The following is a 20,011-nucleotide window of genomic DNA, read 5'->3' on the forward strand; positions in this document are numbered from 1 at the left end:
TACTGGTCCGGCTTGAACTTGGGCGGGCCGATCGGATTCTCGACAGCATTCTCGATTGCTCTGTCATTGACCCCAGGACCGTCTCGGCTGTTGACTTGCTCCTCTGCATGTTCCGTTAGTCCGCTAACGTGCTTGGGCGGCGGAAACGGGGGTGTTTCGACTCCTTCAGGTGGTCCTCGGGCCTGCTGAAGGATTCTGTGACAGTTGGTTAGGCGGCCTGGTTGGCCGTCTGGGTCATGATGGCTTCGAATTCGATGGGGGTCAATCGGCCCCAGCTTGTCGTCGACGGCGGTGGTAGGTGCGTTCGATCCAGGTGACGATCGCGATGCGAAGGTCGTCGCGGGTGGGCCAGCGTTGGCGGTCGAGGACGTTGCGGTTGCAGCAGGGAGAAGAAGCTTTCCATGGCGGCGTTGTCCCCGGCGGAGCCGACCTGTCCCATGGAGCCGAGCATCTGGTGGCGCCATAGCGACTGTTGGAGTTTGCGGGAACGAAATTGACCGCCCCTGTCGGTGTGGAGCGTGCAACCGGCGACTGTGCCGCCGCGGCGGGCTAGGGCGGATTCGAGCGCATCGACGGCCAATTGTGAGGTCATCCGCTCGGCGATGGAGTATCCGACGATCCGGTTGGACCACACGTCCTTGACCGCACAGATGTAGATCTTTCCCTCGGCGGTCGGGTGTTCGGTGATATCAGCCAGCCACAACCGATTTGGTCCCGGCGCGGTGAAGTTGCGGCGCACCAGATCCTCGTGCGCCGGGGCGCCAGGTAGGCCCTTGCGGCCGCGTCGTTTCTTGCCCAACGCACACCACCATTGGTTGATCGAGCATATCTTCCACACCGTGCGCTCACTGACGTCGTGGCCGGCGGCGCGGACCTGATCGAACAACAGCCGGTAACCGAACTCGGGATCCCCGCGGTGGGCGTCAAAAATCGCATTCGCCAAATACGCCTCGTCACACTCGGCGTCGGCGACCGGACACGACAGCCAGGCGTAATAATGCTGGCGGTGAAGCTTCAAGACCCGACACGAGACCGCCACCGGCACCCGGATCGAGGCACCGGCTGCGGCCAGCTCCTTCACGAGCGGGTAGAGCCTTTTCCCGGTAGCGATCCTCGCGCCAGATAGGCGGCCGCCTTGCGCAGGACCTCGTTCTCTTGCTCTAACAGCCGGTTGCGCCGTTTCAAATCCCGATTCTCGCGCAGCACATCCGGTGCCGCGATCGACTTCGGGCCTTCATCGGCGTCGGCCGCGCGAAGCTACGCGTTGAGCGTGGTCTGATGGATCCCGAAGTCCCGGGCTACCTGCTCCACCGACACCCCAGGGCCACGCTCGCGCGCCACCCGCACCACGTCACGGCGAAACTCCTCAGGGTAGGGCTTAGGCACAACGACATCCTTCCAGCCTGACTCCTCGTCAAGCGATCTCAGATGTCACAAATCCGTTCATCAGCCCCAAGTTCCACGCCATGACCCGCGATTTCGGAGACCGCGAGAACTCCGCGTCCGCGACCTACTCGACCTTGTCCTCCTAATCGAGAACGACTTGCTCAATCCTGGCTCAGTCGCTGACGCAGCTCGTGCAGTATGAGCCGAACGAAACGGCACGGAACCGCCGCGGCCGCTCATCCAAAGTGTCGATGACGCAGGATCGATACATGTCTCGCGGGTGCGTGCACACCGAGGTCGCTACGCCGTTGGACCGTGCCATGAAGTACGAAAAAGGTCGGATTTCTGAGATTAGGTATGCTAACTATCTACTCTCACGTGGGGCGGGCGGGGCTCGAACCCGCGACCAACGGATTATGAGAACCTCGGTCCCCCGCACTAGCAAATCAAGTTGGATCGCGAGGCGATCCAATCTTGCCGCTAATCCGCTAGTCTTTGACCCCTTCCACTTCAAACGGTGCCCGTCTTCTCGTCCGCACAGCGAATGCCGCAAGGTAGGGCGACACGCAAAATTTCGCTGACGCGGTGCTGACACAGGCGTGCACCAAGGAGATTGCTGGTCACCAAGAGCCGCTATGTTGTCCGTGCACCGTGGAGAGCATCACAACCATGGACGAAGAGTGTTGGGACGGCCGCTGCATGGTCGACCGAATTCCGTACAGACGGTGTTTCGCGTGCGGGACGCCAGCATATGCAACGCCAACAGCGGGCAGCTCCGGTACCGGCTCAGGGATTCACTCAGCGCGTCACTGTTGCAATTGCGCTTGCTGTGGCTACTGTGGAGAAAGTTGCATGAACGAGGTTCATGCCCACTAGGCCGACGGCGTGTCGGCTTGAGTCGAACAACCGTTCGCGTAGCCTGGTCTAGCAGTTGGGGAGGTTTCTGCGCGCCCCAAGGTAAAGAGGACACATGCGATGGCCACAGATTTGCCGTACACGTTGGCACCGAACCGAATACCAGCCATCTTCAAAGAAATCCATACTTCTGGGACTCCACCAAAGTTCACGGCTGAATTCTTGAAAACGCTGGGCTTCTCATCATCGAACGACCGAGCGATGATCAAGATCTTGCGTCAGCTCGGCTTTATCGATGCGAACAGCGTACCCACCGAACGGTACAACGACTACAAGGGGCACAACGGTAGTCGCGCGCTAGCGGCGGGCCTCCGCCAAGGCTGGTCTGAACTGTTCCTCAGCAATCGCGATATTTATAAGCTGCCAGTCTCAGACATCATCCGCCGCGTAGCCCCGATCACCGGAACGAACGAATCTATATCGGCAAGGATTGCCAACACCTTCCAAAAGCTATGTTCGATTGCGGATTGGACCGAGGAACCACAAGCCGAGACACCAAGGCAGACTGAAGACTTGGGTACAGGCGATGTCGTTCAGAAGCACGACCAAGGGGACACGGGCGAGACCCACCTGAGCGGTCAACTCCGCCTTCACCACGACATCCACGTGCATCTTCCGCCTGTATCCGATCCGGCTGTGCATCGGGCCATATTCCACGCCCTGAAGTCCGAACTCCTCTGATGCACACAACGCTCCGCGACTGGCTTTTCCGGGGTATCTCGGCCGAGACAGCCTTGAACGAGCTAGAGCAGGGGGGTTACGCGGTCCGTGCGGCGACGGACCCGAGCGCTCTTCAAAGAGTGATGCCGCTGGAAGATTTTTCCTCGGCGATCCGAGCCAATGCAATGGCCGCGCTTGAGGCCTACTTGGCTCTCCACTGCTTCGAAAACGCCGCGCGAGAGCTAATCTCAGATCGCCTCTCTGAGGCGCATGGGTCGGATTGGTGGAATAAGTGTGCATCAAACCCACTACGGGAAAAGGTTGCCAAACGCCAGCAGCAGGAAGACAAAGATCGCTGGCATATGCGGCGTGGCGCCGCCGAGATTTATTACACAGACTTTGGCGATCTAGCACTCTTGATCAAGAACAACTGGCCGGATTTCGAGGACCTATTCCCGGATCAAAACTGGATCGGTGCCCGGTTCACCGAGCTTGAGAAATCGCGGAACATCGTGGCGCACAATAACACCCTGGAGAAGCACGAGCGAGACCGCATCACGTTGTATCTACGAGATTGGCTTAAGCAGGTTGGATGATTGGGTACCGGGTAGCAATGGGCACTATCACTACATTGGCGCCGCCGGAGTCGCGGGTCTACTCAATCGCCACTACCCGAGTCAAGGACTTGCCGAAGAGGAGCATCCCCCTTGCTTGCTGCTAGATTTTGACAATGGTGCAGCGAGTCGCTATTCGCATTGACGTTGGTCCTGCCGTTCCACTGGACCTGGTGGCCGAACTCATCCAGAGCACCAGCACGGTTAGCAACACCGCCGTTGCCCTAGACAGGCAATCAGAACTGAACCGCGCAACGCGTTTGCTACCACTGGATGAAGCTGCCCGAATCGAACTGATTGAGTACCTACAATCGCAGAGATACCGATCGTTCGGCGACTATCCAGACGACAAACTTTATCGACGTTCGGGTCGCATACAGGGCATCCTCGAACGCCTATTCCCGTCGAGCCCTACCTTCGGGCCGCCGAGCCTATGGCCTCCGGCCGAGGCCCAGGCTGCGTATTTCCTTAACGCTCTAGCGGATGCCGGGTCATTAGTGCCGACAGTCGAGCGAATCACCTACAGCAACCCGCTCGAAATTGTTCTCACCGGCTTCACTTGGGGTCAGCTTGCAGTCAGCGGGGCTACCGGAGGATCACTCTATGCGTTGCTCAGCTTCGTTTCGTACGTAGGCCCCAAACGAGACAAGATTAGAGCTCAAGCGGAGAAGACACGGGCTGAGGCCGGAAAGCTTGACGCGGAGGCCGAAGAAGCACAGGCGCGGGCACAGCAGATCCGAACTGACGCAGAGTGCAAAGCTGAGGTCAACCGCGTGTTGCTCCGCCGGGTGCAGGACGGTCAAGCCGTTCTTAGCCTTCAACAAATCGCTGAGATCGTTAACGAAAAGGCAATCGCCGCTATCCTTAGGTTGACCCAGTGGCCGCTTGAGATCGAAGACATATCTGACAACGAGGCGGATTAAGCTTTCACGCGTGCCGACGTTGCAGCGGCACTACCTTCTTCGCTGCCTTTGCCACCGGCCGAGCAAGATTGGGCGCTGCCGCTTCGTCCTCGCGGATGCAGTCAGCGTAGGTGCTCAGGGTCAGTACGGAGCTGCTGTGGCCCCAGCCACTTGCTCACCTGCATGGAGTGCTCCCCCGCGCTCAAGGCCAGGGTGGCGAAGGTATATCGTAGATCGTACCAGCGGACCCTACCCAGACCAAAGGCCTGGCAAGCGGGCTGAAAGTAGTTGTGGTACAGGTTGTCCACCACAACGGGCTTGGCCCAATAGAAATGGTCACCGGCACGCCGTCCAGGAAAAAGCGGCGCGTTCGATCTGTAGGTGTATCCGTGTGTGCTGATTGCCGAGAAGGGATGCACATTAGTCAAGTACTCGCGCAGATCGTCGGCCAACAACGGCGCTACAGGCACTACCCGGTTGGTAGACGCGTCGGATTTCGGTGTACCGTACACCCACTGGGTCGGCTGATCCCGGTTCTACCCGTCGACGAGCGGCCGTACGGCTGATACGCACAGCGCCAGCCGCGCCCGGCATGTCGGACAACATGACGTCCTGCACCTGCAAACCCTGAAGCTCGGCAGCCCGCACACCCGTGTAGGCCGCGAACACCGTTACCAGGGCGTAAATGGGATTGCCTTTGACGTTGCTGATGTAGGCCGCCAGGGCGGCAACCTGGCTGGACGTCAGGGGGCGATGCCTGAACGGCTGCCCCGCTCTGCTGCCAGGCTTGGTTGTACGACGACGGCCCGCCACAACCGGATTGGACGGGATGGCCTGATCGTCCACGGCTGTATCAAGAATCCGCTTGAGCGTGCCGACAATGTGCTTCACCGTTGCCGGCGACCGCTGATCCATTGCGGATTTTCCACCAGAGCGGATGGCAGCTTGGCGCTGGGGGTTGGGCTTGCCCCGCGTGACGAAACTGCGGCAAGGATGTGGCGCCAACAGATCGGCGCGAAACCTTGCCACTTCGGCGGTGGTGATGGCGGCTACCGGCCGAGACCCTAACACCGCCGCAATGTGGGCGCGGTAGATCTTCTCGTAGCCCTGGATGGTGGTTGGCACTATCGTCCCTGCCAAGCTGTCCAGATATTGCCGTGCATAGGTTCCCAGCGGTGTGTTGGCCTTTGCCTTGGCGGACGACGGGTCAACATGACGGCTACTGTCGAGCTGGTTTTATACCTGGCGCAGATGTGCCTTGGCCTTCTTCTCGGTCGAAAAGGTCTCGGAGGTTTGCTTGAACTTGCCGCAGGGGATCCGAACTGGTCGCGGACAGGCTCACGCCACACAACCTGATAGCTCAGAATCGGGTTACCGAACTTGTCGACGTTGCCAGTCGGGCGCTTGCGGATGTACGCCACTACGCCACACCCTCACGCTCGAGAACACCACGCACCGTGCTGAAATTCCAGATGTCACTGCGCGGTGCTGGAATTTTGGCTTCTGTCAACGCCTTAGCAATCGCCTTAGTTCCAAGACCCTGACCGCGAAGCGCCACAATACGGTCAACAACTTGTCGGTCGATTGTTGACGGCTTGCCAAGTTGCTTCCCTCGTTGCCGCGCTCTCACCAACCCCTGCTTTGTACGCAGACTGATCTTGTCGCGTTCTTCCTCGGCGAACCCCATACGTACGGTAAGCCAGAGCTTTTCGAGCTTGGCACTGTCAACGCCGTCAAGGCTCAGAACCCGCCAACCCTCGTCTTGCGCATCCTTGACAAGCTGCAGCCCGTCTAAGGTACTCCGACTAGCGCGGTCTAACGCGTTGACTAACAACACGTTTGCTAGGCCCGCCCTGATGGCGGCTACGGCAGCCGCGCGACCGTACAGCTTGTGTGTCTTCTTGCCGCTCATGACATCAAGAAACACCGTGACCAGATTGTACTCGTTTCCGGCACAGAATGATTCGAGCTGCTGTTTCTGAGCTTCAAGCCCGTACCCGCTATCCGCCTGCCGATTGGCGGATACGCGTAAATAGCCAATGGCTTTCAATACCCCGCATTCTTGCGAGGTTGGCCCGCTTGACGATTGGGTGCCTGCAATTCCCGCGTTTGGAGTGTAGTACTTGCAAGCCTTCCTGCTCCGCGACATTGATCAGTTCAGCGAGATACTCTGCGCGTGCACCGTAGGGCTCCCAAAGCACGAATTGGCGATTGCGTCGCACGTCAAACCAGGTTGCACCGTGATCGTTCAACTCCCCAAACGGCCCGTGTTCGCCACTGCGCATACCCCCGCACCAACAGAGGGTTCCCTTGCAGCGCTTGCCTACCAGCGGGCGGGGGCAGCTAGTGTTAGAAATTCGTTTCCATCCAAGCGCTTTGGCTCTTTGATCCACTTCGAAAATATGCTGCCAGTGCGGTGCCTCGGACTTGCCTATGCCCCTCAATAATTCATCACGCGAAGGTTCTGTCTCAAGCAACTGCTTGTTCAGATCGTCGGCCAGCGCTTCCATCTGGTCGCGCTCCGCTATAGTCCAGTCCGGGAAACGGTCGACCGCATTATTCGCCTGTTCGATACGCTCCCAGGTTTCCTCTACATACGGGCAGGTCATTCAGCATTCCTTCCGAGTCATCGATCGTTTTCAATTGCTCTGTCGTTCAGATCATCTCGATCCCTAGCGTTGATACAACTAGGCCGCCGGTTGTTCCTGGCTGTGGCCGCATTGATCGCTGGTCCCGTTCCGTATTCCGCTCATGGGTCCTCGACAAACCTTTCCAGGTCTGCCCGCGACCAGTAAGACCGCCGCCCACAATTTTGGGCCTAGGCAACCTGCCGGATTCGTAGGCGTGATACTTCACCGTTTCAACCGTGGCAGAAGAAAACCCGAGTCACTGCAGATAGAGAGCGGCCTCATGCACGTTGAGGTATTGCTTGAATTGAGGCGGCGCAATAGACAATGTTGAGGCCCTTTCTCGAAAAAGCGTGGACATTTGCTGACCGCGATGCCCATTGCAACCCACTATACCCGACCCCGACCACCCGCTCCACACGAAAACTGGTGCACCACAACGCATTCAGCCCGGCCAGGTGGGGTAGAATCAACGCCGGGTCTACGCGGCTGGGCCGGGTAAAAACGGTCATGCCGGACCGAGGCGTCGCATGGCTGACACGGGCGCGGACCCTACCCCGTTATCTATGCAGGCCGTGCCAAGGCGTCGACAAACGGAAAGGCGCGTAAAATGAATGCGCTACAAGATCTGAACTCACTCGACGAGCGTTTCATGCTGGCGCCCTTTGGCGGCGATTCCGGCTACAACACCGAAGGCGACGCACTGGTCCAGGTCTTGGCTGACGGCACAGACCTCAACGCCATCTGGGAAGAGCTACGAACAGTTCTTGCTACCTGGAACAAAGAACGATCAGCCATCGCCCAACTGCTGAGCTATCACACCACCAACACCGCTGACGCCGTACCGCAAAGCATCAGCGACGAATCCTTCGAGCCTGCTTCCGAATTCGGTGAACCAACCAGCCTGAGGGTTCCCAGCGAGTACCTGCTGCTCGGCTACACCCTAGAAGACTACGACCGCGCCACCTGATTCACCTGGAAAGCCCTGCGCGCCATGACCGCAGAACAAGTCCGCGCCGGACACTAGTTGCGGCCGAGATATCCCGAACGCTCATTCCGGCCTTGCGTAGGTCCGCGATCAATTCCCGCACCTCGTTACGGTCCAGGGTTTTTGTGATCGGCTGTAGCCGGTTCGCTAGGTACGCCGGCCAACTCTCAAACCCTAGGGCTGCATGGATCTCGCCGGCTTTTGCCTCTACCAGCAATCCAGCCAGCTTGTTGAGGTTCCGCGCTGCTGCGTCCGCCGTACGTCGAATGCATCTGTCCAGCTCCTCGGCCGCATCTAGCTGCTCGGCCGGGTCACGGAGCTCTGTTTCGGGTTTCACGTATGGAGTGTAGATCGAAAGATAGCTCGATGCCAGACAAGAACGCTTTTACCAGCATTATCTGGCTACTTCAAATCGCTTAATAGTTTGCTAGTGGACCCGTGAGCCTAGTACTAGCCTGTCACGACAGCATTACCCAAGCCCACGGCTTTGGCCCGCTTGCGCGTCGCGTCCGTATGCGTGAAAGCGAATATTTGCTGGCCCCACGAAAACTGATGCGCTTCGGCGCACCAAGGTTGCTGGCGTCGGTGTCAGCCGGTTTAAGTCGTCCGCTTGCTGACGCGGTGCTGACGCGGCGGCATTTCCGGGTGTCAGCAGATAGATCGGTCGAGATACCTATAGCGCTTCTACCTGCGCTTTCATCTTGTGGGGCGAGTCGGACTCGAACCGACGACCAACGGATTATGAGTCCGCGGCTCTAACCAACTGAGCTACCGCCCCTGGTGCTAACTAACTACGGATAGATTCTCCGATCTCCTGGTCTGGGCTTCCACCCATGTCTAAGGCATCCGCGAGGTTAGCCGAGTCGCCGTGGGGCAGGTGCTCCGCGGCGATCAGCCGTCACGTTAGAACAACCCAGACATTAGCGCCCGCAAACATCGCCAACGACGCCGCGGTGTACCGGAGCCCGCGCGATACCAGCCCGGCGCTCCCGGCGCATGGCATTCCCTGACTAATGGATGTAGGTGGTTTCCGCTGCTAGAAAGTGGCGACCGCGTGCCCGCCGACGCCGTGGTGCTCACGCAGAACCGGCTGCTCGTCGACTCATCCATGCTCACTGCAGAGAGCGAGGCCGCCCTGGTCCCCGAAGCACTGCTACCGACGGTGATGCTGTCGCTGGCGTTGGGTCCCGAGCAGATGTCCAAGAGGCAGATCCGGGTGCGCAACCTCGAAGCGGTCGAGACGCTCGGCTCGACGGGCTGGCATCCCCCGCGCCGTTTCCCACCGGTAGCCGTTGGCGGCGCATCGGGTGCGGCACTTATCGCAATTGTCTTCGCCCACACGGCGAACGTCTTCGCGTGCCGGTCCTCGTCGCGGCCGCTGTGGGGATGTGTGGTCACGCTCGGCTCCATGCGGCCGCTGTGGGGATGTGTGGTCACGCTCGGCTCCATGCCGATCCTGCTCGCCGTCGAGCCCTGGATCAACGCGTGCGGGCCGTTCGTCGGCCGTGATTGGCCAAACTGCGCAGACGCTAGGTGTTTGGGCCTATCGTCTCGGGACTATCGGCAGCTTCGGCAGCAGCGATCAAAGCCCTGGCCAGCACGCGCGCGCGGCGGGGTGTGAGCAGCCGGTCGGAATTCAGCCCGCCGACGGCAACCCTGGATACGACGCGGCCGTCGGCGAATTGCATGCCATGGATACTCACGGTGATGTCGTGACTCGCATTCGCGCTCTCGACAGTCCACGTCCTGCCATCGAATAGGCGCACACCGCCGCTCATGGTCGCATTGCTCTCCTGCGCTGTGTCTGTGGCGGCCCCCACGCTACGCCGACAAGATCAGCCCTCACAAGCGAACATTGCTGTGCTACAAAACAATCCGCACCTGTACGGCAGAAAGACGTGAGCTGGCGAGAAGGTGAACGGTGCGCACCGCTAGTAGACGTAAACCACCGCGCCGTCGCCGCCGTTGCACACCACCACAGACCCGTTGGCGGCGCAGGTCATCGTGTACGTCTGGCCCGTCACCGGACTGACCACCTCAAGCTGGCGAGGTGCGGCGCTAGCGGGTCCGCCGGCCCCGTACGCGAGCCGGACCTGTTCGGCGAACGGACATGATGTCGCCGGTGATCCCGCCGCCGATTGAGTCAAGCCGCCCGCCGGCCCGGCCACGGTGGGACAGGCCTGGGCGCCCTCGGGCAAGGTCACCGGCGTGGTCGAAGGAGTAGAAGTCGTCGACGTCGTCCTGGTAGCGCCTGTGTCCAGCGTCCAGGTTGGGCACCCTTGGGTTTTGAACGCGACATCCGAGGGCTTTATCTGCACCAGCTGCTGTCCGGTCCCGGCACCGTTGGCGATGACGTCCTCCACGCTGCCGCCAAGGCCCCTCAGCCGCTCCCAATAGCAGTCACTTCCGCCGGGCGAGCGATACGTGCCGGGCTGGATATCCACGCCTACCCGGTAGGTACCGTCGCCGGCAATGGTGCGCGGCCCGGCTCCGGAGGTTGTGGTTGGCGGAATCGACACCGTGGTTCCCGGGTAGATCGGCGGCAGCCGTGATTCCTCGTTGCCGTGCACCGGCACCCTGGGTGCCCCGGACCTGCCACCCGACCCAGAGCAGCCGACCAAACCGCCGGCAACCACCACGATGGCGAACACCGCTGTGACCGCGCCTGCCCGTCGGCGACCACCGCCAGCTGAATCAGTCAACTGAACACCGTCTGACCGTCGGCGCCGATCAGATATCGCTCGGTGCCCGCGTGCACCCTCGGCGCGTCCGCACCCAACGCCACGGCGACCTTGTTGCTGGCGTTACGCATGATGTCAAAGGTCAGCTCGATGGCCTCGACGTCGGAGAACCGGGAGCGCACCTCGGCGGCAACGTCGACGGCGAGGTGCGCAGGGGTCCAAATTAACGCATCGGCATAGCGCAGCGCTGCTTTTGCGCGGTCGTCGAGCAAAACCGAGACCTGGAAGCGCCCGATTTCGTCGTAGAGCGCTTCGGAACCACCGGCCTCCAGGGCGGTGGTTTCCCGCAGCGACTTGCATAGCCGGCAGTTGTGCGCGGCCGCGCCACGTAGCCGTACCAGTTCGGAGACGACGGGATCGAGGGCGCGCATCCGGGCCACCCCGGGCAGGAATTCGTTGAACAACACATCGCACGGATCCCCCTGGCGATCCCACCGGATCGGCCCGCACACCCAGCTCAGATAGTGCGAGCCGACATCCAGCGCTTCCAAACCCGCGCGCACCCGCGGAACAAAGTCGGCGATGAAGATCGACACCACGGCCGCAAACGCGCCGTTCCCCAGACACTCGACCAACCGCGACCGCTGGTCGACGGTGACCGCAGAGACGTCGGCGCAGAATTGTTCGGCGAACTCGGCGAGGGCATCCTCGGCGGCCGACTCGGGTTGCTCCACGGCCACCTCGGACGGTAGGGGAGGCAGTGTCAGCGTCCGCGCACACACCCGGCGAGCCAGTCCGGCCAGGCGGCCGTCGCCAGGCGACAACCTCACCAACCGCGTGAGGTCGGGACCATCCGGAACCGAAGCCGCCATCCTCACACGCTAGAACGCGGCAGCAACCACAGCAATCGGCTATCGCGCCTGACTGACCGACGACATGTGGAAGTCCGGAATCCGCAGCGGCGGCATCATCGCGCGGGTAGCCCAGTCGGCCCATTCCCGCGGCAGGGTCGTCTCGCTGACACCGGCCTCGGTGGCCCGTCGCAGCAGGTCCAACGGGCTTTCGTTGAACCTGAAGTTGTTGACTGCCGCGGTTACCTCGCCGTCTTCGATCAGATAGACCCCGTCGCGGGTCAGCCCGGTCAGCAGTAGCGTGGTGGGGTCGACTTCGCGGATGTACCACAGCGTGGTCAGCAACAGGCCGCGCTCGGTGCCCGCGATCATGTCGGCCAGATCGGCCGACCCGCCCGTCATCAACAGGTTGTCGGCGGCGACGGCGGTGGCCACGTCGAACTTGGCGGCAGTGGCGCGTGGATAGGCCAGCGCGTTGATCACCCCGCTGCGGATCCAGTCCACCTGGTCGATGTCCATCCCGTTGTCGAAAACCGACGCCGTCTCCGAGGAGCTGCTCACCGCGACGAATGGCGAACACGCCAGCCCCGGCGCCATCGGGTCGGAGAACAAGGTCACCGGCAGGTCGGTGAGCCGCTCCCCCACCCGGGTCCCGCCGCCGGGAGCGGACAGCGCGGTACGCCCCTCCTGCGCGCCGCGGCCCGACATCGACCACGCCAGATACAGCATCATGTCGGCCACCGTCGACGGCGGCATGATCGTCTCGTATCTCCCCGCCGGCAACGCAACCGTGCGCTGCGCCCAATCCAGCCGTGTCGAGAGCTGATCGAGCAACAAATCGGTGGGCACATCGATGAAGTTTGGGGTGCCCACCCCCGCCCAGGCGCTGGCATCGCCGCGTTTGACATTGACTTCCACCGCCCCGGTGGGCTGGGTAAAACGCCGCCGCAAGCCCGTTGACGACGCCAGAAATGTCGTCGAAATGCTGTGGTGGGCGTAGCCGTACAGCCGGTCGGCACCCCGGAACTTTCGACTCAGCGAGGCCGCGACATCGGCGAACACCTCCGGACCGGTGCCCGGCACCGGTGCCTCCCAATCGACGGGCATCCCGGCGTCGGCCAGCAGCGGTGCCGCATCGCCGGCCTCGGGCGCCGAACGGGCCGCGTCCTGGGATGCCGCCACCAGATCGGGCAGCACCGACGGGTCCACTTCACCGGACTCCACCGCACCGACGAACGCGCTATCACCTTTGCGCACAATCGAAATAACCGTCACCCGGCGGCTGGTCGATAGCCCGTTGGTGGTCATCGAATTGCCCGCCCAGCGCAGCGTCGCCTCGGTTCGGTCGACGACCAGCACCATGGTCTCGTCGGCGCGGCCGCGCTGCGCCGCCTGATCCAAGACGATGTTGACGACGTGCTGTGGATTGATCATCGGCCGCCCTCGGTACGGGTATTGAGCACGTTGACGCCACGGAACAGCGCTGAAGGACAACCGTGACTGACCGCGGCCGCCTGGCCAGGCTGGGCTTTGCCGCAGTTGATCGCGCCGCCCAGCCGCCAGGTCGACGGACCGCCCACCGCTTCCATGGAATTCCAGAAATCAGTGGTGGTGGCCTGATATGCGACATCGCGCAGCTGACCGTCCAGCCGACCGTCTTTGATGCGGTAGAAGCGCTGGCCGGTGAACTGAAAGTTATACCGCTGCATGTCAATTGACCATGACTTGTCGCCGACAATGTAAATGCCGTCGGCGACTCGGCCGATCAGATCGGCCGTGCTGAGCTCGTCTGTTCCGGGCTGCAATGACACATTGGCCATCCGCTGGATCGGCACATGAAAGGCCGAGTCGGCATACGAGCACCCGTTGGAGCGCGCCTGGCCGAGCCGCGGCGCGAACACCCGGTCAAGTTGATAACCGACAAACACCCCATCACGCACCAGATCCCAGCGTTGCGCGGCCACCCCTTCATCGTCGTAACCGATACTGGCCAGGCCGAATTCAACGGTGCGGTCGGCGGTCACGTTCATCACCGGCGACCCGTAGCGCAGGGTACCGAGCAGATCGGGCGTGGCGAACGAGGTACCGGCGTAGGCCGATTCGTATCCGATCGCCCGGTCGTATTCGGTCGCATGGCCAATGGATTCGTGGATCGTCAGCCAGAGGTTGGTCGGATCGATCACCAGGTCGGTGGGCCCCGCAGTCACGCTGGGAGCTTTGATCTTTTCGGCCAGCAGCGACGGCAGCTGCGCAAGCTCGTCGGTCCAGTTCCAGATGTCGTCACCGGCCACCATTTCCCAGCCGCGGGCCATCGGCGGCGCCAGGGTGCGCATCGAATCGAAGTTGCCGGCCGCGGCGTCGACGGTCACCGCCTGAAGCGCCGGATACAACCGCACCCGCTGCTGAGTGATCGACGATCCGTAGGTGTCGGCGTAGAACGTCTGTTCTTTGACCGCGTTCAGGCTGGCCGAGGCGTGGTCGACGCCGTCGGCGGCCAGCAGGCGCCGCGAGTACTCCTCCAGCACGGCGATCTTCTCGGTGGCCGGCAGGCCGAACGGGTCAATCTGATAGCTGGACACCCAGGTGGCGTCGGGGTAAACCGGTTCGGCGGCCAGCACGACACGCTCGGTGTTCAGCGGCGCCAACGTGGTGGCCACGTGTACCGCACGACGCGCGGTCTCGGCGGCCACCGACGGGGCCAACTCGGAGTGAGCGGCGAACCCCCAGGTGCCGTCGACAATCACCCGCACCGCCAAGCCGAGATCGCAGCTGACGATCGCGGTCTCCAGTTCCCCGTCGCGCAGCTGGATGAGCTCGGTGCTGATGCGGTGAATCCGCAGGTCGGCATGGCTGGCCCCGGCCGCGGCGGCAGCCGACAGCGCGGCGTCGGCTAAAGCGTGGCGCGGCAGGTCCAGGAAGTCGGCATCGATTCCCCGGTTCGGTGTCACGGCTCCAACCGTAGCGACCGCGTTTAATACATTCATGCGCGCCACGCCACGTCGGACCACCGCGCTGGCATATGCCTTACTGGCGCCCAGCCTGTTCGGCGTGCTCGCCTTCTTGTTGCTGCCGATTCTGGTGGTCATCTGGCTCAGCCTGTACCGCTGGGACCTGCTCGGCCCGCTGCATTACGTCGGCCTGGCCAATTGGCGATCGGTGCTCGCTGACTCCGATTTCGGTAACTCGCTGGTGGTCACGGCGATCTTTGTGGCAATCGTCGTTCCAGCGCAAACGGTGCTGGGATTGCTCGCGGCGATTATGCTGGCCCGGCGCCTTCCGGGCACCAACTTTTTTCGCACCCTCTATGTACTGCCTTGGATCTGCGCCCCACTGGCGATCGCGGTGATGTGGCGCTGGATCCTGGCGCCCACCGACGGTGCCGTCAGCACGCTACTGGGGCGCCGGATCGAATGGCTCACCGATCCCGATCTTGCCCTACCGCTGGTTGCTGCCGTGGTCGTCTGGACCAACGTCGGCTACGTCTCGCTGTCATTTCTGGCCGGCTTGCTGGCCATCCCCGACGACATTCACTCCGCGGCACGCACCGACGGCGCCACCACCTGGCAGCGCTTCTGGCGGATCACGCTGCCCATGCTGAGACCGACAACCTTTTTTGTCTTGGTCACCGGAATCGTCAGCACCGCACAGATTTTCGATATTGTGTATGCGCTTACCGGCGGCGGCCCGGAGGGCAGCACCGACCTGGTGGCCCACCAAATCTACGCCGAGGCGTTCGGTTCGGCGGCAATCGGGCGGGCATCGGTCATGGCCGTGGTGCTGTTCGTCATTCTGGTCGGAGTCACCTTCGTCCAGCACATGTACTTCCGACGACGGATCAGCTATGACCTCACCTAGCCGCGCCCTGCCGCACGTGGCGATCTACGCCGGCCTGTTGTTGGGTGCGGTGATCACGTTGCTCCCGTTTTTGCTCGGGTTGCTGACCTCGTTCACCTCCGCACACCAATTCGCGACGGGCACGCCGCTACAGCTGCCGCACCCGCCGACGTTGTCCAACTACGCCGATCTGGCCGGCGCCGGGTTCGGCCGCGCGGCGATGGTGACCGCATTGATGACGGCGGTGATTCTGCTCGGCCAGATGACCTTTTCGGTGCTGGCCGCCTACGCGTTTGCCCGACTGGACTTTCCCGGTCGTGAGGGATTGTTTTGGGTCTACATCGCGACGTTGATGGTGCCGGCGACGGTCACGGTGGTGCCGCTGTATCTGATGATGGCCCAGCTGGGCCTGCGGAACACATTCTGGGCGTTGGTGTTGCCTTTCCTATTCGGGTCACCCTATGCGATCTTCTTGCTGCGCGAGCACTTCCGCCTCATCCCCAACGATTTGATCAACGCCGCGCGGCTCGACGGTGCGAACACACTCGACGTGTTGGTGCATGTGGTGCTGCCCTCTAGCCGCCCGGTGCTGGCGGCCATGACGCTGATCACCGTGGTCTCGCAGTGGAACAACTTCATGTGGCCGTTGGTAATCACCAGCGGCCACAAGTGGCGGGTGTTGACGGTGGCCACGGCCGACCTGCAGTCGCGGTTCAACTCCCAGTGGACGCTGGTGATGGCGGCCACGACGGTCGCAATCCTGCCGCTGATCGTTCTTTTCGTCGCGGCCCAGCGGCACATCGTGTCTTCGATCGTCGTCTCGGGACTCAAATGACTGATGCGCTTGCAATCTGGGTGCGCAACATGACCAGGCCGCGTTTTTCCACCTTGGTCGCTGCGGCGTTCATCCTCGTCGCCGCCCTGCTGGCCGCTACGGCGGTCATGCTGGACCGTTCCGGCGCACCCGTTGGCGCCAAGACCGTGGTGACGGTGCGTCTGTGGGCCGAGCCCATCGCGGCGGCATATCGACATTCGTTCGACGCGTTCAGCCGTACCCACCCCAACGTCGAGGTGCACACCAACCTGGTGTCCTATTCGACCTACTTCGACACCCTGCGCACCGACGTGGCCGGTGGCAGCGCCGATGACATCTTCTGGTTGTCCAACGCCTACCTGGCCCCCTACGCCGACAGCGGTCGGTTGCTCAAGATCGACAACAGCATCGCTTCCGGCGACTGGGAACCGGCCGTGGTGGACCAGTTCACCCGCAACGGCACGCTGTGGGGCGTACCGCAGCTCACCGACGCCGGCATTGCCGTGTTCTACAACGCCGACCTGTTGGCGCAGGCCGGTGTTGATCCCGCCGAGCTGGACACCGTGCGCTGGAGCCCCGGCGCCGGTGACACGCTGCGCCCCCTGCTAGCCCGCCTTACCGTCGACACCGACGGACATACCGCTGACGCCTCGGGTTTCGACGCGCGCCGAGTGCGTCAGTGGGGCTACAACGCCGCCAATGACCCGCAGGGCATCTATCTCAACTACATCGGCTCGGCGGGAGGTGTCTTCATGCGTGACAGCGAGTTCGCCTTCGACAATGCACCCGCCGTCGATGCCTTCCGCTACCTGGTCAGCCTGATCAACGACGACAATGTTTCCCCTCCCGCAGCAGACACCAACGACAACGGTGATTTCTCGCGCAACCAATTTCTGGCCGGCAAAATGGCGCTGTTTCAATCCGGCACCTACAGCCTGGCGCCGGTGGCGCGCGATGCCACCTTCCACTGGGGTGTGGCGATGCTGCCGATCGGACCCGTGGGCCGGGTTAGCGTCACCAACGGCATTGCTGCGGCAGGCAATTCGGCTACCCGACATCCGGACGCGGTACGTCAGGTCCTTACCTGGATGGGCAGCACCGAAGGCAACGCATACCTGGGTCGCAGCGGTGCGGCCATCCCCGCGGTGCTCTCCGCCCAACCCGTCTACTTCGCCTATTGGAATGCCAAAGGTGTTGATGTCACACCGTTCTTCGCGGTGCTCAAGGGGCCGCGGATTCCAGCACCGGGAGGTGCGGGGTTCGCCGCCGGCAACGACGCCCTCAAACCCTACTTCGACGAAATGTTTCTCGGCCGCGGCGACGTGGCGACCACGCTGCGACAGGCCCAGGCCGCGGCCAATGCCGCGGCACAACGCTAGCCGCGGCTAGCCGGGCAGCACCAGCACCGGCACCGGGCTGTGGCGAATGATCTTGCCGCTACTGGAACCCAGGAATACCCTGGCGATTTCACCACGCGGGGAGGTGCCCAATGCCAAGATCTCGCCGTCCTGCCAATCGGTGACGTCCAGCGCCTGTTGCCAGCCGTTGCCGGTAACCACCTGCAGCACAACGTCTTTGCTTACCACACCGTCACTACGTAGCTTTTCCAGCAGCTCTCGAGCTTGGGCCGCCCACGCCTCCAGCACCCACGATTCGGCGTGCAGCCCCACCTCCGGTGGGTACATCGTCCGGCCGCGAACCGCGAAGGTGACCACTCGCAACGGCACGTCGTACTGTTCGGCCAGCTCCGAACAGCGCCGCACCACCTCGATCGAGTCCGCGGTAGCCGCGTACCCGCAGGTGATCCTGGTCAGTCGATCGGCGCGGGAATGGTACTGGCGGGGGCTGATCGCCACCGGCACCGGTGAGGAATGCAACAGCCAGTCGGCGGTTGAGCCGATCAATACCCGAGCGCGCCGGCCGTTCGGAAACGAGCCCAGCACCAGCATCTCCGCGCCCGCTTCCTCGACCATTTCAATCAGCCCCCCCGACACCGAGCGGTGCTCGCGATGGCGGTAGGTGACCTCGACCCCATCGGCGAGGGTGCGCAGGTAGCGGTGCGCCTCCTTCTCCGAGTCGGCGGCCAGCCGATCAGCCCACTGCTGGTAGTCGGTGCGCGCCAGCGACGGCGTCAGCCACGGCTTTGCCGCGACGGTCGCCACCGTCAGCGATGTGTTGAGTGTCCGCGCCGCACGAGCGGCCAGATGCAAGGCCGAGGGACCCACCCGGCCGGCCACGTACCCAACGACGACGGTCACAGCGCCTCCCGGGGCGGCTCGTCGAGCAGCGCCCCGTCATTGAGCTTGCTGTGATGGCGTCCCCACAGCAGGTAGAACAACAACGCGGCGGCCACCCAACCGGCAAACGCGATCCAGGTGTACCAATGCAGGCTGTACAGCAGGTACCCGCAGGCCAGCACAGCCAGCACCGGTGTGACCGGATAGCCTGGCACCCAGAACCCTCGGGGCAGTTCCGGCGCGCGCACCCGCAAGATGATCACCCCAACCGACACCACGATGAACGCGGTCAGGGTGCCGATCGACACCATGTCCGCCAACCGGTTCAGCGGCACCACGGCGGCCAACATTGCCGCCGCGATCGCGACGATCACCGTGTTGCGCACCGGGGTCTGGGTGCGCGGATTGACCGTCGCAAACCGCACCGGTAACAGGCCGTCTCGGCCCATCGCGAACAGGATGCGCGTCTGGCCGTACATCGTGACCAGCGTGACGGTAAAGATCGAGATCACCGCACCGGCCGCCAGAACGGTGCTGGCCCAACCGGTGTGCGTGACGTTGTCCAGGATGGTGGCCAGGCCGGCCTCTTGCTGGCCCTGAAAAACCTGCCATGGCTGAGTGCCCAGTGCGGCGAACGCAACAAGCACGTACACGCCGGTGACGACAAACAACGCCGCGATCAGTGCGCGCGGCACGGTCTGCTGCGGGTTGTTAACCTCCTCACCCGCGGTCGACACCGCATCGAGACCTATGAACGAAAAGAATATGGTGCCGGCCGCCGCACCGACGCCGGCCACGCCGAACGGCGCGAAGTCCTTGAAATGATCGGTGTCATAAGCGCTGAGCGCCAGGATCACGAACATGCCCAGCACACCGAGTTTGATCAGCACCATGACCGCGTTGACCCGCGCGGATTCGCTAACGCCGCGGATCAACAGCAGCGCGCACAGACCGATCAGGATGACCGCCGGCAAATTCACATACCCATGTGGCTGATCCGGCTGCACATCCCACGGCGCCTGCGACACCGCACTCGGTAGCTCGAATCCGAATACATTGCGCAACAGCTTGTTGACGTATCCGCTCCAGCCGACCGCCACTGCCGCGGTGGCCACGCCGTATTCCAGCAACAGACACGCCGCCACGCACATCGCAACCGCCTCCCCGAGCGTGGCATAGGCATACGAATACGACGAACCCGAAACGGGCACCGCCGACGCCAATTCGGCATAACAGATTGCCGCAAGCCCCGCGGCAATACCGGCGATGACGAACGAAACGATCACCGCGGGACCCGCTTGGGGCACGGCCTCGGACAGCACGAAGAAGATTCCAGTGCCAACCGTGGACCCGACCCCGAACATGGTCAGCTCGAAGGTGCCAAAACTTCGTTTGAGGCTGCCCGCCTCCCCTTCTGCGACAGGAACGCCGCCCACCGGGCGGCGCCGTAGCATCTGTTCTCTCAGACTGACCGAAGTAGCCGGCAATTGCGCCTCCTGGTG

The 20,011-nt window shown here is 62.6% G+C and carries 16 protein-coding genes, 1 tRNA gene and 2 pseudogenes; 8 read left to right on the forward strand and 11 right to left on the reverse strand.

The features are described 5' to 3' along the window. Positions 1 to 208: 208 nt before the first annotated feature. Positions 209 to 1,386, reverse strand: a pseudogene (locus MB901379_RS15375) (IS3 family transposase). A gap of 975 nt (positions 1,387 to 2,361) precedes the next feature. Here MB901379_RS15375 and MB901379_RS15385 point away from each other — a divergent pair. The 3 genes from MB901379_RS15385 (at position 2,362) to MB901379_RS15395 (ending at position 4,498) form a co-directional block, all read left to right on the forward strand. Further along, positions 2,362 to 2,982, forward strand: a complete 621-nt coding sequence (locus MB901379_RS15385) for a DUF5343 domain-containing protein (RefSeq protein WP_158017443.1) — start codon at positions 2,362 to 2,364, stop codon at positions 2,980 to 2,982. A gap of 122 nt (positions 2,983 to 3,104) precedes the next feature. Then, positions 3,105 to 3,557 carry a Swt1 family HEPN domain-containing protein gene (locus MB901379_RS15390; protein WP_158017444.1) on the forward strand — a complete coding sequence of 151 codons (453 nt, stop codon included), beginning with the start codon at positions 3,105 to 3,107 and terminating at the stop codon, positions 3,555 to 3,557. Positions 3,558 to 3,691: 134 nt separating this feature from the next. Next, the gene (locus tag MB901379_RS15395) at positions 3,692 to 4,498 is read left to right on the forward strand and encodes a hypothetical protein (RefSeq protein WP_158017445.1); all 807 of its coding nucleotides are present in this window, start codon (positions 3,692 to 3,694) and stop codon (positions 4,496 to 4,498) included. A 399-nt stretch (positions 4,499 to 4,897) separates the two neighbouring features. Here MB901379_RS15395 and MB901379_RS24725 read toward each other — a convergent pair whose 3' ends face one another. From MB901379_RS24725 to MB901379_RS24730, 3 genes are all read right to left on the reverse strand, one after another. Next, on the reverse strand, positions 4,898 to 5,602 hold the full coding sequence (locus tag MB901379_RS24725) for a tyrosine-type recombinase/integrase (protein WP_232021872.1): 705 nt from the start codon (positions 5,600 to 5,602) through the stop codon (positions 4,898 to 4,900). Positions 5,603 to 5,897: 295 nt separating this feature from the next. Beyond that, on the reverse strand, positions 5,898 to 6,527 hold the full coding sequence (locus tag MB901379_RS15405) for a recombinase family protein (protein WP_232021873.1): 630 nt from the start codon (positions 6,525 to 6,527) through the stop codon (positions 5,898 to 5,900). Next, on the reverse strand, positions 6,478 to 7,086 hold the full coding sequence (locus MB901379_RS24730; protein WP_232021874.1) for a hypothetical protein: 609 nt from the start codon (positions 7,084 to 7,086) through the stop codon (positions 6,478 to 6,480). The genes MB901379_RS15405 and MB901379_RS24730 overlap by 50 nt, the downstream gene beginning before the upstream one ends. Before the next feature lie 628 nt (positions 7,087 to 7,714). Between MB901379_RS24730 and MB901379_RS15410 the strand changes: the two genes are divergently transcribed. Continuing rightward, the gene (locus MB901379_RS15410; RefSeq protein WP_158017447.1) at positions 7,715 to 8,074 is read left to right on the forward strand and encodes a hypothetical protein; all 360 of its coding nucleotides are present in this window, start codon (positions 7,715 to 7,717) and stop codon (positions 8,072 to 8,074) included. Positions 8,075 to 8,796: 722 nt separating this feature from the next. Here MB901379_RS15410 and MB901379_RS15415 read toward each other — a convergent pair. Beyond that, positions 8,797 to 8,870: transfer RNA gene (locus MB901379_RS15415), tRNA-Ile, on the reverse strand. A gap of 255 nt (positions 8,871 to 9,125) precedes the next feature. Between MB901379_RS15415 and MB901379_RS25205 the strand changes: the two are divergent. Then, a pseudogene (locus MB901379_RS25205) lies at positions 9,126 to 9,347 on the forward strand (hypothetical protein); the annotation flags it as partial. Positions 9,348 to 10,023: 676 nt separating this feature from the next. Here the strand turns inward: MB901379_RS25205 and MB901379_RS15425 are convergent. The 4 genes from MB901379_RS15425 to MB901379_RS15440 are packed head-to-tail and all read right to left on the reverse strand — an operon-like array spanning position 10,024 to position 14,572. Next, positions 10,024 to 10,794: a hypothetical protein gene (locus MB901379_RS15425; RefSeq protein ID WP_232021876.1), complete on the reverse strand. Its 771-nt coding sequence runs from the start codon at positions 10,792 to 10,794 to the stop codon at positions 10,024 to 10,026. Beyond that, complete coding sequence (locus MB901379_RS15430; protein ID WP_158017448.1) at positions 10,791 to 11,645, reverse strand: carboxymuconolactone decarboxylase family protein; 855 nt, start codon at positions 11,643 to 11,645, stop codon at positions 10,791 to 10,793. The genes MB901379_RS15425 and MB901379_RS15430 overlap by 4 nt, the downstream gene beginning before the upstream one ends. Before the next feature lie 39 nt (positions 11,646 to 11,684). Next, entirely contained in the window at positions 11,685 to 13,058 is a 1,374-nt protein-coding gene (locus MB901379_RS15435) for a metallopeptidase TldD-related protein (protein ID WP_158017449.1), read from the reverse strand. Continuing rightward, the gene (locus tag MB901379_RS15440) at positions 13,055 to 14,572 is read right to left on the reverse strand and encodes a TldD/PmbA family protein (protein ID WP_158017450.1); all 1,518 of its coding nucleotides are present in this window, start codon (positions 14,570 to 14,572) and stop codon (positions 13,055 to 13,057) included. The genes MB901379_RS15435 and MB901379_RS15440 overlap by 4 nt, the downstream gene beginning before the upstream one ends. 34 nt (positions 14,573 to 14,606) lie before the next feature. On the opposite strand from MB901379_RS15440, the gene MB901379_RS15445 reads away from it, so the two are divergent. From MB901379_RS15445 to MB901379_RS15455, 3 genes are read left to right on the forward strand one after another with little or no spacing between them, the layout of a single operon-like run. Next, entirely contained in the window at positions 14,607 to 15,479 is an 873-nt protein-coding gene (locus MB901379_RS15445) for a carbohydrate ABC transporter permease (protein WP_158017451.1), read from the forward strand. Continuing rightward, entirely contained in the window at positions 15,466 to 16,293 is an 828-nt protein-coding gene (locus MB901379_RS15450; protein WP_158017452.1) for a carbohydrate ABC transporter permease, read from the forward strand. Before MB901379_RS15445 ends, MB901379_RS15450 begins: the two co-directional genes overlap by 14 nt. A gap of 29 nt (positions 16,294 to 16,322) precedes the next feature. Beyond that, on the forward strand, positions 16,323 to 17,651 hold the full coding sequence (locus MB901379_RS15455; protein WP_158017453.1) for an ABC transporter substrate-binding protein: 1,329 nt from the start codon (positions 16,323 to 16,325) through the stop codon (positions 17,649 to 17,651). Between the two features lie 6 nt (positions 17,652 to 17,657). Here the strand turns inward: MB901379_RS15455 and MB901379_RS15460 are convergent, their stop codons facing one another. Both MB901379_RS15460 and MB901379_RS15465 read right to left on the reverse strand, forming a co-directional pair. After that, positions 17,658 to 18,530: a universal stress protein gene (locus MB901379_RS15460; protein WP_158017454.1), complete on the reverse strand. Its 873-nt coding sequence runs from the start codon at positions 18,528 to 18,530 to the stop codon at positions 17,658 to 17,660. Next, entirely contained in the window at positions 18,527 to 19,996 is a 1,470-nt protein-coding gene (locus tag MB901379_RS15465; protein WP_158017455.1) for an amino acid permease, read from the reverse strand. Before MB901379_RS15465 ends, MB901379_RS15460 begins: the two co-directional genes overlap by 4 nt. Positions 19,997 to 20,011 lie beyond the last annotated feature (15 nt).

This window comes from Mycobacterium basiliense (assembly GCF_900292015.1).
Lineage (GTDB): Bacteria > Actinomycetota > Actinomycetes > Mycobacteriales > Mycobacteriaceae > Mycobacterium > Mycobacterium basiliense.